The organism is Cupriavidus basilensis OR16 (assembly GCF_000243095.1).
Taxonomy (GTDB): domain Bacteria; phylum Pseudomonadota; class Gammaproteobacteria; order Burkholderiales; family Burkholderiaceae; genus Cupriavidus; species Cupriavidus basilensis_D.
In genome coordinates this window covers 161,368-176,485 of the sequence record NZ_AHJE01000022.1, presented here as the reverse complement: position 1 = coordinate 176,485, position 15,118 = coordinate 161,368, and the positions used below count along the sequence as shown (strand labels likewise).

Here is a 15,118-nt window from a genome sequence, read left to right as displayed (position 1 = left end):
AGCAGCGTGGACTTGCCGCAGCCCGAGGGGCCGACGATGACGATGAATTCGCCATCATTGATTTCCATATCGATGCCGTGCACAACCTGGACGTTGCCGGCGTAAGTCTTCTGTACGTTGCGAAGCGACAGTTTTGCCATTGCTATTCTTTCTCGCTGGGCAAGCGTGGCGGGCGCGTCATCACATGAGCGCCCCGCCCCGCCCGCTTATTTTTCGGTTTCGACCAGGCCCTTGACGAACCACTTCTGCATCAGCACCACCACGATCGCGGGCGGCACCATGGCCAGCATCACGGTCGCCATCACCAGGTTCCAGTCGGTCGCTGCATCCCCGGAGCGGGAGATCATCTGCGTGACACCCACCACCACCGGCGTCATCGACTTCTGCGTGGTGATCAGCAGCGGCCACAGATATTGGTTCCAGCCGTAGATGAACTGGATCACAAAGAGTGCCGCGATGCTGGTCTTGGACAGCGGCAGCACCACGTCCTTGAAGAAGCGCAGCGGCCCCGCGCCGTCGATGCGCGCGGCCTCGGCCAGCTCGTCCGGAATGGTCAGGAAGAACTGGCGGAACAGGAAGGTCGCGGTCGCCGAGGCGATGATCGGGATGGTCAGGCCGAAGTAGCTATCCAGCATCCCCAGATCCGACACCACCTTGTAGGTCGGCAGGATCCGCACTTCCACCGGCAGCATCAGCGTGATGAAGATCATCCAGAAGAAGGTCTTGCGCAGCGGGAACTTGAAGTACACCACCGCGAAGGCCGAGATGATGGAAATAGTGATCTTGCCCAGCGCGATGCCCAGCGCCATGATCAAGCTGTTCAACATCATGGTGGAGACCGGCGAGGCGGCATTGCCCACGCCGGCTACCAGCACGGTGCGATAGTTCTCCAGAAAGTGGCTACCCGGTAGCAGCGTCATCGGCGCCTGCAGCACCTCGTCGGCAGTCAGCGTCGAGGCAACAAACGTGACATAGACGGGGAAAGCCACTACCACTACGCCCAGCACCAGCATCAGGTGCGAGAGGAAATCTAGAAAGGGTCGTCGTTCTACCATTTTGCCAATCCTTCAGTACTGCACCTTGCGTTCCACGTAGCGGAACTGCACCACCGTGAGAACAATCACGATCCCCATCAGCACAACCGACTGCGCGGCCGAGCCGCCGATATCGAGTCCGCGGAAGCCATCCTGGTAGACCTTGTAGACCAGCGTATTGGTAGCGTTGACGGGGCCGCCATGTGTCACCGCGTCGATGATGGCAAAGGTGTCGAAGAAGGCGTACACCACATTGATCACCATCAGGAAAAAAGTGGTCGGCGACAGTAACGGGAAGATGATCGACCAGAACCGGCGCCAAGGCCCGCCCCGCACAACGCGATCGGCGAAGTAGGCGAGCATCAGCGAGACCGTCAGCCCGACCAGCGTCACGCCGACGGCGAACACCCCCGTGACGCGAAACGAGTTCAGGTACTGCGCATCGCTGAACAGATCGCGGAAGTTCTCCAGGCCAACGAACTGGAGATCAATGCCGAAGGCATCCTGGCGCAGCACAGACTGGTACAGCGCCTGTCCGGCCGGCCAAAAAAAGAAGATCAGCGTCACCGCCATCTGCGGTAGCACCAGCAGATAAGGCAACCATGAAGATCGGAATACGACCCGTTTTTCCATCACGCATCCAAGCCACCGCTACGCGCGGCGCGTCATCAGTCATAGGCAGTGCGGCCGGGCGGCCGCACAAACCAAAGACGGAGGCACAGCCTCCGCCTCCCAAACACACAAGAAGCCGCGGTGCTTATTCGCGGACCGTCTTCTGGAAGCGCTCCAGCAATTCATTGCCACGCGCAACCGCCGAATCCAGTGCCTCCTTAGGTTGCTTCTTGCCGGTCCACACCGCTTCGAGCTCTTCGTCGATCACCGTACGGATCTGTGGGAAGTTGCCCAGGCGGATGCCGCGCGACTTGTCGGTGGTCTTGACGATCATCTGCTTGACCGCCACGTCCGCGCCGGGGTTCTTGTCGTAGAAGCCCGATTTCTTGGTGAGTTCGTAGGCCGCCGTCGTCACCGGCAGGTAGCCGGTCGACTGGTGCCAGTCGGCCTGCACCTCGGGGCGCGACAGATAGGTGAAGAACTTGGCTACGCCCTTGTATTCCTCAGCCTTCTTGCCGCCCATCACCCACAACGAAGCGCCGCCGATGATGGTATTTTGCGGGGCGCCCGGCACGCCTTGCTCGTACGGCAGCTGCGCTGCGGTGAAATCGAACTTGGCGTTCTTGCGAATGTTCGCCAGCGCCGCCGAGGAACCAGTCAGCATCGCGCACTGGCCCGCAATGAACTTCGCCTTCGGCTCGTCCTTGCGGCCGCCGTAGACAAAGTAGCCCTTCTGCTGCATATCGAGCAGGTTGGCAATATGCTTGACGTGCAGCGGCGAATTGAACACCAGGCGCGCGCCCGTGCCACCAAAGCCGTTGTTCTCGGTGGCGAACGAGACGTTGTGCCAGGCCGAGAAGCTCTCCAGCTGCACCCACGATTGCCAGTCGGTGGTGTAACCACAAGAGATGCCGGCAGCCTTGAGCTTGGCGGAATCAGTGGCCACCTCTTGCCAGGTCACGGGCGGCTTGTTCGGATCCAGCCCGGCCTTCCTGAAGGCGTCCTTGTTGTAGTACATCACCGTGGTGGAGCTATTGAACGGGAACGACAGCATCTCACCCTTGTTCGAGGTGTAGTAGCCAGCCACCGCCGGGATGTACATCTTGGCATCGAACTTCTCGCCAGCGTCCTTCATGACCGTCGCCACCGGTTTAATGGCACCCTTGGCGCTCATCATGGTAGCCGTGCCCACCTCAAATACCTGCAGGATCGCCGGCGCGTTGCCCGAGCGGAAAGCAGCGATGCCCGCGGCCAGCGACTCGTCGTACTGGCCCTTGTAGATCGGTACGATCTTGTAGTCGGACTGGCTGGCATTGAACTGCGTGGCGATCGCGTTCACCTTGTCGTTGAGCGCACCTTCCATCGAATGCCACCACTGGATCTCGACGGCGGCATTGGCCGATCCTGCGCCGGCCAGCATGGCGAAGGCGGCCAGGGTCAACGCGGTACGTTTTACGGTCATGGAAATCTCTCCTCTTCTATCTTGCGGCATTGGACAAAAATCGTCCGACTGTATGCAGTTTTTGTGACAGGCGGATGTTACCGCGCCTTGTTGGATTGGCAAACCGGGCATTTCCACTAAATTACAATAATATGACAACATTTTATCGTCAGCTTGACAGGGTAGAATCTCGCGCCATGCAAGCCATACAGACCCTTCCCGCCCCGGCACTACGACGGATTCGCGGCGTACTGACCGATATCGACGGCACCATCACCACCGACGGCAGGCTGCCGGCGGCCACCTACCTGGCGCTCGACCGCCTCAAGGCAGCCGGGCTGCACGTGATCCCGGTCACGGGCCGCTGCATCGCCTGGGCCGAGATCCTGACGCGGCTATGGCCGGTGGACGCCATCATCGGCGAGAACGGCGCCTTCTACTCGCACCTGCGCGCGGGCAAGCTGGTGACCCGATACCTGGACGATGCCGCCACCCGGGCCGACAACCTGTCGCGCATCCACGCCCTTGGCGAGCGCATCGTGAAAGAAGTGCCGGGCTGCGCACTGGCCTCGGACCAAGCCTGGCACGCCGCCGACCTGGCCGTCGACCATGCCGAGGACGTCGCGCCCTTGCCGCCCGCCGCGGTCGAGCGCATCGCCGGCCTGATGCGGGAAGCCGGCATGACCGCCACGGTCTCGTCCATCCACGTCAACGGCTGGTTCGGGGAGCACGACAAGCTCAGCATGAGCCGTTTGTGCGCCGCGGAATTGCTGGGCGCCGACCTGGATGCCGAGCGGGAGGCGTGGTTGTTTATCGGCGACTCCGCGAACGACGCCAGCATGTTTGCCCATTTTCCGCTGTCGGTCGGGGTTGCCAATATCCGCGACATCCTGCCGCAGCTGCCGGCAAAGCCCGCCTATATCACCGAGGCGGCCTGCGGCGAGGGCTTTGCGGAAATGGCGGCGCTGCTGCTTGCCGCGCGCGGCTGACCCCCAGCGGGCGCGCGGCCAATAAGAAAACAGCCGGGACAAGCCCGGCTGTTTTCTTGCGCGCTGCAACGGCCCGCATCAATCGAAGCCCAGCTCCTGCAGCTTGCGGGTAATGGTGTTGCGGCCGATGCCGAGGCGGGTGGCCGCCTCGACGCGACGCCCGCGGGTGACGCCCAGCGCGGCCTCCAGCACCGCCTTCTCGAAACGCCGCGTCAGCGCGTCCATGACTTCCGGCTGGCCGGACTCCAGCATGGCGCGGGCTTCCCCGGCCAACAGGTGTTCCCAGCCGGCCAGCGCGCTGGCCGCGGCCGAGCGGCCAGCGTAAGCCAGCGCGGTGTCTGGCTCCCCGCCCAGGGCGGAAGGCGCGGCGCCGTAGTCGACGGCGTCATGGCCGTCCGCATCGTCCGCCCTGCCCTCTGCCCGGAACTCCGCCTGGCGCGGCACATTGCCGCCGCGCGACGTACCGGTACCGGTCATCTCGGCCGGCATGTCCTTGACCTCGATGGTCTGCGCGGGCGCCATCACGGTCAGCCAGTTGCAGAGGTTTTCCAGTTGGCGCACGTTACCGGGGAACGGCAGCGTGCTGACATAGGCCAGGGCCTCGTCCGACATGCGCTTGGGCTCCACGCCCAGTTCCTTGGCACTCTTCTGCAGGAAATGACGAGCCAGCAGCGTGATGTCTTCCGGCCGTTCGCGCAGCGGCGGCAGGCGCAGGCGGATCACGTTGAGGCGGTGGAACAAGTCCTCGCGGAACAGCCCTTCCTTGACGCGCGTTTCCAGGTTCTGGTGGGTGGCGGCAATCACGCGCACATTGGCGCGCAGCGGGTTGTGGCCGCCCACGCGGTAGAAGTTGCCATCCGACAGCACGCGCAGCAAGCGCGTTTGCAGGTCGAACGGCATATCGCCGATTTCGTCGAGGAACAACGTGCCGCCCTCGGCCTGCTCGAAGCGGCCGCGGCGCATGGTCTGCGCGCCGGTAAAAGCGCCGCGCTCATGGCCGAACAGCTCCGACTCCAGCAAGTCCTTCGGAATGGCCGCGGTATTCAGCGCAATAAAGGGCCCATTGGCGCGCGGGCTATGCTTGTGCAGGGCCTGCGCCACCAACTCCTTGCCGGTACCGGACTCGCCGGTAATCAGCACCGTCACGTTCGATTGCGACAGGCGGCCGATGGCGCGGAACACGTCCTGCATGGCCGGTGCCTGGCCGAGGATCTCCGGGGCGTCGACCAGGCGGTCTTCGAGCTCCTCCTCGCGCAGGCTTTCCTGCAGCGCGCGGCGGATCAACTCGACCGCCTTGTCCACATCGAACGGCTTGGCCAGGTATTCGAAGGCACCGCCCTGGAAGGCCGCTACCGCGCTATCCAGGTCGGAGTACGCCGTCATCACGATGACGGGCAGCCCCGGGTGCCGCGCCTTGAGCGCTTGCAGCAAGTCCAGGCCCGAGCCGCCCGGCATGCGGATATCCGATATCAGGACCTGCGGCTCATCGTCTTCCAGCGCGGCCAGTACGTCGCGCACGTTGGTAAAGCTGCGTGAGAGCAGGCTTTCGCGGGCGAGAGCCTTCTCAAGAACCCAGCGGATTGATTGATCGTCGTCGACTATCCAGATCGGCTTCATGTGCGTCGCTTGTCTGCTCGGTGTCATTTGGTCTTCCGTGAACCTGGCCGCACACCGCCGGCAAGCCGGTCGGCAGCAATCATTGGGGCAGTTCCAATTGCTGTCGCCGATGCGATCAATGCAGGGGCAGCAGGATACGGAAGTCGGTACAGCCCGGCCGGCTCTCACATTCGATCAAGCCCTCGTGCTGCTGCACGAAGGTTTGAGCGAGTGTGAGACCGAGGCCGCTACCGCCGTCCCTGCCCGACACCAGCGGGTAGAAGATGCGTTCGCGAATATCCTCGGGGATGCCCGGACCGTTATCGATGACATGCAAGTCCAATGCCAGCTTGAATAATCGCTTCGCAATGGTGACCTGGCGGGCCACCCGGGTACGCAGGATGATCTGCGCATCGCCCCGCGCCACGCGCTCCGCGAGTGCCTGGGCAGCGTTGTGGACGATGTTGAGCACGGCCTGGATCAACTGCTCCATGTCGCCGCGCAGGTCGGGCAGGCTCGCGTCGTAGTCGCGCACGATATCCAGCCCGGAGGGAAATTCGGCCAGCACCACCGAGCGCACGCGCTCCAGCACCTCGTGGATATTGAGGTCGGACACGATATGCGGGTGGCGGTGCGGCTCCAGCAGGCGGTCCACCAGCGTCTGCAGGCGGTCCGACTCCTTGATGATGACCTGGGTGTACTCCCGCAGCGAACGGTCGGGCAACTCGAACTCGAGCAACTGCGCCGCGCCGCGGATACCGCCCAGCGGATTCTTGATCTCGTGCGCGAGATTGCGGATGAGTTCCTTGTTGGCCGAAGTCAGGTCGAGGATGCGCTCCTCGCGGTCGCTGCGGACCTTTTGCTCGTTGGGCAGCACTTCCACCAGCACTGTGTCGGCGGTGGCATCCAGCGCGCCAATCACCACGTGCGCGTGCATCGGCTCCTGCAAGGGCGGGTGCAGCACCACATCCTGCCGGCGCGCATCGAACTGCCGCGAAATCACGGTTTCGATCATGCTGCCGAGCTCTTCCGAAGCGCCAAACAGGTCCGCCAGCGACAGCTCCACCATGGCTTTGCGCGACACCGCGAAGCTCGCCTCGGCAGCGGGATTGGCATAGACGATGCGCAGGCCCGGCTGGCGCACCAGCAGCACGGGGTTGGCGACCACGTCCAGCCCCTGGTGGTAGGACACATCGCCCAATGGCAGCACCACGGCGCCGCCCTCGGCCGGCGTGCCAGCCCCGGCCGAAGCCACTTTGCGCGAGACGCTGCGAATCAGGCGACGCATGGTACTAGTCCTTCAAATTGGAGAGTTCGCGCCGCAGCGAAGCGGCATTGGCCTCGCCGCGCGCGATGTCGTCGCGCAGCGTGGCAGTGCGGTCAAGGTACTTCTGGTAGTTGCGCTCATTGCCCTGGCGCTCGGGCTGGCCGTTGTTGAACTCGGCGCGCAGCGCGGCCAGCTTGGCCTCCTCGCTTTGCAGCTCCTGCTCGAGCACGGCGCGGCGCTCGCCGTCGCGGCTTTTCTGGGTGGCGCTATCCACGCGCGGAAACGCGGCCGGCGCGATGGCGGGTGCGGCACCCTTGCCTGCCGGCGGGGCGCTGACGCGCCCGCCCGGCACCGTCGTGACTTCCGGCAGGCTGAGCCGCTTGCAGCCCTTGCCCCCGTTGCCGTTGCGGTATTCAGGCACGCCGTTGGGGCCGGCACAGACATAGATATCCGACTGCGCCGGGGCCGGCCGGCTCCAGCACAGCAGCACAAGCGCCAGCATGGCGCAGGCGGCCGCCGAACCGTGCACGGGAGCACCGAACCGGTGCATCGGTCGAAGCGAGGAAAGCGGGAATTCGAACGCGTCCATTGACATCAGCGGGGATGGTGGGAAAGGAGCCCCATTCTAGCGATCAAACCAGCGAACAAAACAAAAAGGGACAGCCGAGGCCGCCCCTTCCTGGTGCAACTGTTGCCCGGTCACAACCTGGCAACGCCTCGCCTTACAGCGAGTAGTACATGTCGAACTCGATCGGGTGAGTCGTCATGCGGAAGCGGGTCACTTCTTCCATCTTCAGCTCGATGTAAGCATCGATCATGGAGTTGGAGAAGACGCCGCCGCGCGTCAGGAACTCGCGGTCGTTGTCGAGGTATTCCAGGGCCTGGTCGAGGCTGTTACACACGGTCGGGATCTTTGCGTCCTCTTCCGGCGGCAGGTCGTACAGGTTCTTGTCGGCAGCTTCGCCCGGGTGGATCTTGTTTTGCACGCCGTCCAGGCCAGCCATCAGCAGCGCGGAGAAGCCCAGGTACGGGTTCATCAGCGGATCCGGGAAGCGGGTCTCGATGCGGCGGCCCTTCGGGTTGGCAACGTACGGAATACGGATCGATGCCGAACGGTTGCGAGCCGAGTAAGCCAGCTTGACCGGTGCTTCGAAGCCCGGCACCAGACGCTTGTACGAGTTCGTGCCCGGGTTGGTCAGGGCGTTCAGCGCGCGAGCGTGCTTGATGATGCCGCCGATGTAGTACAGGGCAAATTCCGACAGGCCGGCGTAGCCGTTGCCCGCGAACAGGTTCTGGCCGTCCTTCCATACGGACTGGTGCACGTGCATGCCCGAACCGTTGTCGCCAACGACCGGCTTCGGCATGAAGGTGGCGGTCTTGCCGTAGGTGTGGGCGACGTTCTGGATCACGTACTTTTGCAGCTGGGTCCAGTCGGCGCGCTGCACCAGCGTGCTGAAGCGGGTGCCGATTTCATTCTGGCCCTGGCCGGCGACTTCGTGGTGGTGCACTTCCACGGGAATGCCCAGCGATTCCAGAATCAGGCACATTTCCGAACGGATGTCCTGGAACGTGTCGATCGGGGCGACCGGGAAGTAGCCGCCCTTCTTGCCCGGACGGTGACCGCTGTTGCCGTGCTCGAATTCCTTGCCCGACGACCACGGTGCTTCTTCCGAGTGGATCTTGACGGAGCAACCCTGCATGTCAATGTTCCAGGTCACGCCGTCGAAGATGAAGAATTCGGGTTCCGGGCCAAAGTAGGCGGTATCGCCCAGGCCGGTGCTCTTCAGGTAAGCCTCGGCGCGCTTGGCGATCGAACGCGGGTCGCGGTCGTAGCCCTTGCCATCCGACGGCTCAACCACGTCGCAGGTCAGGATCAGGGTCGGTTCTTCGTAAAACGGATCAACGTTAGCGGTATTCGGATCCGGCATCAGCAGCATGTCCGAAGCCTCAATACCCTTCCAGCCGGCGATCGACGAACCGTCGAAAGCGTGGCCGCTTTCAAACTTGTCTTCATCGAAGTGCGACACGGGTACCGACACGTGCTGCTCTTTGCCTTTGGTATCGGTGAAACGGAAATCGACGAACTTGACGTCGTTTTCCTTCACAAGCTTCATCACATCTGCAACGCTGTGGGCCATGCCTATCTCCTGGAAATTCGGCTGAATCTAGAAAAGCCATTCTTGCGTCGAGCCTTGTGGTGCAGCGCCTGAGAGGCGATTGCGACAACACGAGGATCGGCCACGAAAGGGACGAGGAATGTTAGCAGAAAGCATGCCAAGGCAACCCCCTGGTTACCCCTGCGCTCCCGAAAAAAGTGCAGCCAGATGGCGCGATACGGGGGGCGAGGCGCGTTCTGGGTGCCGCATATGGCATACGCCAAAATCCAGCCACCTCCCGCCAGATCCCGAATACCGTGTGCGCCATCCCTGAGCGCGCGCAAAAACACCAAAATAGTGCATCCGCGCACTTTAGCGCCCTTGTTTGGTGCTATCGCACCAGTTTGGAACAATTTAACGCGGACCGAGCCGTGTTGCCTGCTTGCGGTGCAAAACGTGGCGGCCGGGAAGCCACAGCGCGTGGCCAAACCAGCGCATGCGACACCGTTCACTGCCGAACCCGCCGGCCAGCAGGCCCGGCGCGCTAGAATAGCCGGCAGGCTCTCCCTGACGCCATTTCACCTATCGATTTTGTCACCCAGATGACCACCCGAGACGATCTACTTCAAGTGGCGCGCGTACGCCAGCAGCAAGACCAACTGCCCTACTTCGGCGCCCTCTCCCCGCAGGAAGCGTTCGCGCTGCTGCAAACCGACCCGTCGGCCGTCATGGTGGATGTGCGCACCCAGGCAGAGCTGGACTGGATCGGCGCGCCGGACCTGCCGGAAGCCCAGTCGGTGCATGTGGAATGGATGAGCTATCCGGGCGGCGCGCAGAACGCTGGGTTCATCGCCCAGCTCAAGGCCCGCGTGCCCGCCGACGTACCCGTGCTGTTCCTGTGCCGCAGCGCGGCGCGCTCCAAGCATGCCGCCCGCATCGCGACGGAGGCTGGCTACCAGTTCGCCATGGACGTGCTGGAAGGCTTCGAAGGCAATCGCGACGAGCAGCACCATCGCAAGACGGTGGAAGGCTGGTGCGTACGCGGCCTGCCCTGGCACGGCGCCTGAACGCAGGAAACACCTGAATGGCAAAACGGGACAGCCACGCTGTCCCGTTTTGCATTGCCCTGCCGATCCGGCACTCAGTCCCCCGCCGGATCTCCCGGGCGCCGCGCGGCAACCTCCACCAGCTCGAAGCCCATCGCCCGCACGCCTTCGCGCAGCATCGCATAGGCCGGCTCGACCTGATCGGCCAGGCCCTTCACGCCGAGGTCGATATGGCGCCGCGCATAGAGCTCGCCGCGCTTGGCGTCGCCCACAGACGGCAGGCTGAACACCCGGATCCCTTCGAACGCGGCCTCGACCCGCTCCATCAACGGCGTCAGCGTGGATTCCGGCGCCTCGAACACCAGGAACGACCGCTCCACCTGCACCGCCTGATGAAACAAGTGCGCGTAGTAGGTATCCAGCACCCACTCCATCATCGGCCACGCCATGACCGGGAAGCCCGGCATGAAGTGATGGTCGGCCACGGAAAAGCCTGGGATGCGGTTGTAGCTGTTCGGGATGATGCGCGCCCCGGCGGGGAATTCGCCCATCTTGAAGCGATGCTGGTTCTCCGGCAGGTTCAGGTCGGCCTTGGCCAGATCGCCTGCCGCGGTCTCCGCGATCCGCAGGGCGATCTGCTCGCGGGCGTCGGGATGCAGCGCCAGCGGCACGCCGAGCGCGGCCGCGGCGCACTGCCGGGTGTGGTCATCGGGCGTGGCGCCGATGCCGCCGGTGCAGAACACGACATCGTTGCCGGCGAACGTACGGCGTAGCGTGGCGGTGATGCGCGCGCGCTCATCGCCCACGTACTCCGCCCAGTCCAGCGCCAGCCCGCGCGCCGCCAGCAGTTCGATGGCGCGGCGCATATGCTTGTCCTCGCGCCGCCCCGACAGAATTTCGTCACCAATGACGATCAGGCCGAAACCCATGATGCCCTCGCTTCAGGATTGTTCAATGCGCCGTACGTCGGACGGCGCCAGATCGATCACGTCCACCACCGGTGCCGCCGCGGCTGCCGCGGCGGCACGCTCGGCGCGCAATTGCTCCAGCGCGCGCAGGCAGAAATGGCCAAACCACAGTGCCGAGAAAATAAAGATCAGCACGTACAGCCACAGCGTGCCCGCGAGCACGAACGGGAACAGGAAAATCAGCGCCGCCGAAGCCACCCAGATCAGCGTCGGCGCAGATCCCAGCAGGCCCACCGCCACGCCGATGGAGAGCAACGCCATGCGATGGCGCTTCATCAGTGTCTTGCGCTCCTCCGGAGTGGCATGCTGCGCCAGCGCATCGTAGGTCATCACGCGGTAGGTCAGCCAGCCCCACAGCAAAGGCGGAATCAAGGCAAAGAAAGGCGGAATCAGCCATAGCGGCAGCGTCACCAGCGCCAGCAACAGGAACACCATGGTGCTGCCCAGCGCCTGGAACACGCTGCCCACCATGCTGCCGCCTTTGGCCTTGACCAGGTCCGGATAGCTGCGCTCCAGGTGCCGCACCGCGGCCGGCACCGAGAACAAGCTGATAAACACCAGCATGGATGCGATCACCAGCGGGATCATCAGCGCGATCACAAACAGCGGCGCCACCACCGTGCGCAGGGATTGCAGGCCGAACCAGTCGAGCGCGCCATAGATCCAGCTGGTCAGCACCGACGTCTCGAGCACGCCGCGTGCTGCCGTCATGATCGGCTCCCATCCCCACAGCAGCAGGCCGCCCCACAGCCCGGTGGCGAGCAGGAAAGGAATGACGGTAAGCATCAGCATGCGCGGATGCAGCTGGCTGATCAGGGCACGGCCTAGCGCGCGAAAAATATCGTTCATGCAGTAAATTGGGTTTCCACAAAGGCGGGGATAACTAGACTAGCACACGTCATAAGTGCCGCGGGGGACGCGTGCGCCGCTAGCGCAGGACGATCGCGCGCGGGAGCGCGCCTTGCGGGGAATGCGCGCCTCCGGGGCCGCCCCGGAGGCGCGCCGCCGCTTCAGCCGAGCCGCAACAGGCGCTTGATCCCGTACCACTGCTGGGCCAGGAAGCCGGCGCCGTAGTCGCGCCCCTTGCCTGCGGGTGGCGGCATCTGGTCGCGCACGCCGGTGGGGTAGCACGCCGGTGGGGTAGTAGGCGTCGGTGAACACGGCGGTGCGGAACAACATGTCCCACCAGGGAAAGATCACGCCGTAGTTGCATCCGCCCAGCTTGGTCGGCCGGCCGATGGCCTCGTGGCCAACGCCCACCGCATGGTGGGTGCGGTGAAAGCGCGGCGAGACCAGCAGCCGTTCGCCCAGTGCGCCAAAGTGCAAGCGCAGGTTGGCATGCTGCAAGCTCTGCAGCAGTTGCGACAGCGCCACCAGCAGCACGTACTGGGAAGGCTCCACGCCCACCGCCAGCGCCGCCACCGCAAACACCACGTCGCGCAGCATGTCGTCGAGCAGGTGGTTGCGGTTATCGCTCCACAGCGTCATCTGGCGCTGGCTGTGATGCAGCGAATGCAGGCTCCACCACCAGCGGTAGGTATGCGAGAGGCGGTGGTACCAGTAGTCGAGCAGGTCGAACAGCAGCAGGTAGATAAAGAAGCTGACCAGCGGGATCGACGTCACCGCCGGCCACCAGTCTTCCACATTGACCCGCTGCCAGCCAAGCAGGCGCAGATGCCCTTCCAGCCCGTCCATCAGCGGACCCAGCAGGAAGAACATGGCCAGCCGGAACAGGCCGAGGCGATGCACGACGGTGTAGAGGATATCGGTGCGAATGGCGGCGCGGTCGGTCACGGCTTCAACCGGGCGGAGCTTTTCCAGCGGCCCGAGGATCAGCACCATCACGACGATCTGCACCAGCCCGACCAGCAGCCATTCGGTGCCGGTGAAGGCGTCCTCGGCATAGCCGCCCAGGCCAAGCTGGTAGACCACCGGCAGGATCACGTCCTGAAACAGCGTGGCTTCAATCTGGCCGATCCAGCCGTTGAGCAGATCAAGCATCAGCGGCTCCCGGCTGGTTGCCCGGCCACGGCCGCGGACTGCCCGCGCAGCCAGTCGCGATAGGCGGGATGCTCGCGCAGCGTGGCAAAGCAGAAGCCCTTACGCTCCAGGCCGCTGAGCAGCGGCTCGAGCACGCCGGGCGCCCAGGGATCCTTGCGCGACCAGATGCCGAGGTGCGCCATGGCGATGTCGCCATCGCGCAAGTCGCGCAATGCGCGCTCCAGCAGCACCTTGTTCGGGAAACGCTCGGAGGAAAGCTCGTCACCCAGGAAGCCGGCCGGCGCCCAGGCCACGTGCTTGAACCCGCACTGCTCGGCCCATTGCACCGTCTGCGGCGCGGTATGCCCGCCCGGCGCCCGCCACAGCGGCGACATGGTCGCGCCGCTGAGGCTCTTCAGCGCCTGCGCGCTGCGGTTCAGCTCGCTGCAAAAGCTCTGCTGGTCCATCGCCACGTCCTGCCCCGCCTGCGCGCCGAACTGCGGCCGCATGGTGACCTTGCCGTCGCGTACGCCGCGCAGGTAGACGTGATCGAACGTATGGCTGCCAAAAACATGGCCATCGGCGGCCAACGTCTTCCAGTACGCGGCCCAGCCTGGGTCGAGCGAACTGTCCTTGTTGATGGTGGGTTCGTTGGCGAGGAAGAAGGTGGCCTTGATATGGTGCCGGCGCAGCGTATCGGCGATCAGCGCCGCCTGGCTCATGCTGCCGGTGTCGAAGGTCAGGTAGAGCGTGCCGGCGCGGCAGGCCTGGGGCGCGGCTGCAGGCACCGGGCCCGCCGAACTGGCCGGCCCGGCGGCCAGCGCCAGCCCGGTGGCTGCAAGCCCGGCAGCCACCGCGCGGATCACTGCGCGGGGCAACCGGGGCTGCGAATGCTTGCTCATGATGCCTGTCCTGATTGCCTGTGACTGCATTGGAGTGGTGGCAGCCATGCTAGTTCGATGCCGCGCCCGCCGCGGCGTTCCCGCACGGGCGCCCTCTCTCAATAAAGCGGTGCGCGGGTACGGAAATAAATGCCGTGCGGCGAGCGGCCCACGCGGATGGTCTTGACCAGCTTGCGGCTGGCCACGTCGATCAGGCCCACCGAACGCGCCCAGCGGAAGCTCACCCACAAGGTCTTGCCGTCGGCGGTCAGTTCCATGTCGTCAGGTCCGGCCGGCAGGCCGGTGATGTCGCCAACCTTGGTCAGGGTCTGCTGGTCGATGATGCTGATGGTGCCGGAGACCCGGTTGGACAGGAACAAGTGGCGCTTGTCGCCGACCGCGCGGAAATTGTGGGCGCCCTTGCCGGTCTGGATCTGCTTGACCACGGTGCGGGTATGCCAGTCGATCACGGCGACATAGTCGGCGCCGGTCATGCCCACCAGCAGGTATTTCTGGTCCGGCGTAACCCACACGCCCGCCGGCGCCGAACCGGCGTTCATGCGCCACATCACGGTCTGCGTGGGCAGGTCGATGGCGACCACCTCGTTGGAGTCCTGCAGCGTGACGAAGGCGACGCGGCTGTCGGCGGTAAAGGCGATATGGCTCGGCGTCTTGGCCAGCGGCAATTGCTTGGCGATCTTGAGCGCCTTGCCGTCCCAGCGATACACGTCGACGCGATCGAGGCGGTTGCCCGTGGTCAGGAACCACTTCTGGTCGGGCGAGAAGCCGATCTGGTAAGGATCGTCGATATTGGGCACGCGCTGCTGGACCTTGCCGGTGACCGGGTCGAGGAACACGAGGTCATTGCCGACCGCATTGGCGACGATCAGCGATTTATCGTCGGGGTTGGGGTCTGGTGTGGTTGCGGTTCTTTCCCGACCGGGAACGTCTCCAGCACCTTCTGGGTGTCCTTGTCGATCAAAGTGACTGTGGCATCACCCGAATTGAGCACCACCACCACTTCCGCCAAGGCCGGCGCCGCTACCATCCCCAGGGCCAGGGTGCCGATGGCGGCAATCCCGGAAACTACACGACGCAATGCGAGCATAAGACTGTTAAACAATGACTTAATCGACCATTCTAACGTTTCCGGACTGCGATCCGATGACCTAGCGCAACAAACTAACATTTGGTCACAATCTCCGCGC

13 protein-coding genes and 2 pseudogenes are annotated in these 15,118 nt (G+C 64.2%); 2 read left to right on the top strand and 13 right to left on the bottom strand.

What is annotated here, in order from left to right:
* From OR16_RS41105 to ugpB, 4 genes are all read right to left on the bottom strand, one after another.
* On the bottom strand, positions 1-140 hold a 140-nt coding region (locus tag OR16_RS41105; RefSeq protein ID WP_006157800.1), incomplete at its 3' end, for an ATP-binding cassette domain-containing protein.
* 66 nt (positions 141-206) lie between these two features.
* Positions 207-1,055, bottom strand: a complete 849-nt coding sequence (ugpE, locus tag OR16_RS09780) for a sn-glycerol-3-phosphate ABC transporter permease UgpE (RefSeq protein WP_006157799.1) — start codon at positions 1,053-1,055, stop codon at positions 207-209.
* A gap of 12 nt (positions 1,056-1,067) precedes the next feature.
* On the bottom strand, positions 1,068-1,667 hold the full coding sequence (locus OR16_RS09775; protein WP_043419091.1) for an ABC transporter permease subunit: 600 nt from the start codon (positions 1,665-1,667) through the stop codon (positions 1,068-1,070).
* 124 nt (positions 1,668-1,791) lie between these two features.
* On the bottom strand, positions 1,792-3,108 hold the full coding sequence (gene ugpB / locus OR16_RS09770; RefSeq protein ID WP_006157797.1) for a sn-glycerol-3-phosphate ABC transporter substrate-binding protein UgpB: 1,317 nt from the start codon (positions 3,106-3,108) through the stop codon (positions 1,792-1,794).
* Positions 3,109-3,284: 176 nt separating this feature from the next.
* Here ugpB and OR16_RS09765 point away from each other — a divergent pair, with 176 nt between their 5' ends.
* Positions 3,285-4,076 carry an HAD-IIB family hydrolase gene (locus OR16_RS09765; protein WP_006157796.1) on the top strand — a complete coding sequence of 264 codons (792 nt, stop codon included), beginning with the start codon at positions 3,285-3,287 and terminating at the stop codon, positions 4,074-4,076.
* Positions 4,077-4,154: 78 nt separating this feature from the next.
* On the opposite strand, the gene ntrC is transcribed toward OR16_RS09765, so the two are convergent.
* From ntrC to OR16_RS09745, 4 genes are all read right to left on the bottom strand, one after another.
* A complete protein-coding gene (gene ntrC, locus OR16_RS09760) occupies positions 4,155-5,693 on the bottom strand; it encodes a nitrogen regulation protein NR(I) (RefSeq protein ID WP_006157795.1) in 1,539 nt (512 codons plus the stop codon).
* Between the two features lie 115 nt (positions 5,694-5,808).
* Positions 5,809-6,960: a nitrogen regulation protein NR(II) gene (glnL, locus tag OR16_RS09755; protein WP_006157794.1), complete on the bottom strand. Its 1,152-nt coding sequence runs from the start codon at positions 6,958-6,960 to the stop codon at positions 5,809-5,811.
* 4 nt (positions 6,961-6,964) lie between these two features.
* Positions 6,965-7,528 (bottom strand): hypothetical protein, encoded by a 564-nt coding sequence (locus OR16_RS09750; RefSeq protein WP_043419088.1) that lies wholly within the window; start codon positions 7,526-7,528, stop codon positions 6,965-6,967.
* 133 nt (positions 7,529-7,661) lie between these two features.
* Positions 7,662-9,077 (bottom strand): 3-hydroxylaminophenol mutase, encoded by a 1,416-nt coding sequence (locus tag OR16_RS09745; RefSeq protein WP_006157792.1) that lies wholly within the window; start codon positions 9,075-9,077, stop codon positions 7,662-7,664.
* Positions 9,078-9,637: 560 nt separating this feature from the next.
* Between OR16_RS09745 and OR16_RS09740 the strand changes: the two genes are divergently transcribed.
* Positions 9,638-10,102, top strand: a complete 465-nt coding sequence (locus OR16_RS09740; protein WP_043419085.1) for a rhodanese-like domain-containing protein — start codon at positions 9,638-9,640, stop codon at positions 10,100-10,102.
* A gap of 74 nt (positions 10,103-10,176) precedes the next feature.
* On the opposite strand, the gene OR16_RS09735 is transcribed toward OR16_RS09740, so the two are convergent.
* The 5 genes and pseudogenes from OR16_RS09735 to OR16_RS09715 all read right to left on the bottom strand — a co-directional run bounded on the left by OR16_RS09735 (position 10,177) and on the right by OR16_RS09715 (position 15,018).
* Complete coding sequence (locus OR16_RS09735) at positions 10,177-11,010, bottom strand: competence/damage-inducible protein A (RefSeq protein ID WP_006157790.1); 834 nt, start codon at positions 11,008-11,010, stop codon at positions 10,177-10,179.
* A gap of 12 nt (positions 11,011-11,022) precedes the next feature.
* Positions 11,023-11,898: an EI24 domain-containing protein gene (locus tag OR16_RS09730; protein ID WP_006157789.1), complete on the bottom strand. Its 876-nt coding sequence runs from the start codon at positions 11,896-11,898 to the stop codon at positions 11,023-11,025.
* A 161-nt stretch (positions 11,899-12,059) separates the two neighbouring features.
* Positions 12,060-13,050 (bottom strand): annotated as a pseudogene (locus OR16_RS09725) (sterol desaturase family protein).
* Positions 13,050-13,931, bottom strand: coding sequence for a polysaccharide deacetylase family protein (locus tag OR16_RS09720; protein ID WP_006157787.1), 882 nt, complete (start codon positions 13,929-13,931; stop codon positions 13,050-13,052). The pseudogene OR16_RS09725 and the gene OR16_RS09720 overlap by 1 nt, the downstream one beginning before the upstream one ends.
* 98 nt (positions 13,932-14,029) lie before the next feature.
* Positions 14,030-15,018: pseudogene (locus OR16_RS09715) on the bottom strand (cytochrome D1 domain-containing protein).
* Positions 15,019-15,118 lie beyond the last annotated feature (100 nt).

Bases quoted from the DNA above. Each gene is read 5' to 3' on its own strand.
- ugpE (WP_006157799.1), bottom strand. From the start codon at position 1,055: ATGGTAGAACGACGACCCTTTCTAGATTTCCTCTCGCACCTGATGCTG.
- OR16_RS09775 (WP_043419091.1), bottom strand. From the start codon at position 1,667: ATGGAAAAACGGGTCGTATTCCGATCTTCATGGTTGCCTTATCTGCTG.
- ugpB (WP_006157797.1), bottom strand. From the start codon at position 3,108: ATGACCGTAAAACGTACCGCGTTGACCCTGGCCGCCTTCGCCATGCTG.
- OR16_RS09765 (WP_006157796.1), top strand. From the start codon at position 3,285: ATGCAAGCCATACAGACCCTTCCCGCCCCGGCACTACGACGGATTCGC.
- ntrC (WP_006157795.1), bottom strand. From the start codon at position 5,693: ATGAAGCCGATCTGGATAGTCGACGACGATCAATCAATCCGCTGGGTT.
- glnL (WP_006157794.1), bottom strand. From the start codon at position 6,960: ATGCGTCGCCTGATTCGCAGCGTCTCGCGCAAAGTGGCTTCGGCCGGG.
- OR16_RS09750 (WP_043419088.1), bottom strand. From the start codon at position 7,528: ATGGACGCGTTCGAATTCCCGCTTTCCTCGCTTCGACCGATGCACCGG.
- OR16_RS09745 (WP_006157792.1), bottom strand. From the start codon at position 9,077: ATGGCCCACAGCGTTGCAGATGTGATGAAGCTTGTGAAGGAAAACGAC.
- OR16_RS09740 (WP_043419085.1), top strand. From the start codon at position 9,638: ATGACCACCCGAGACGATCTACTTCAAGTGGCGCGCGTACGCCAGCAG.
- OR16_RS09735 (WP_006157790.1), bottom strand. From the start codon at position 11,010: ATGGGTTTCGGCCTGATCGTCATTGGTGACGAAATTCTGTCGGGGCGG.
- OR16_RS09730 (WP_006157789.1), bottom strand. From the start codon at position 11,898: ATGAACGATATTTTTCGCGCGCTAGGCCGTGCCCTGATCAGCCAGCTG.
- OR16_RS09720 (WP_006157787.1), bottom strand. From the start codon at position 13,931: ATGAGCAAGCATTCGCAGCCCCGGTTGCCCCGCGCAGTGATCCGCGCG.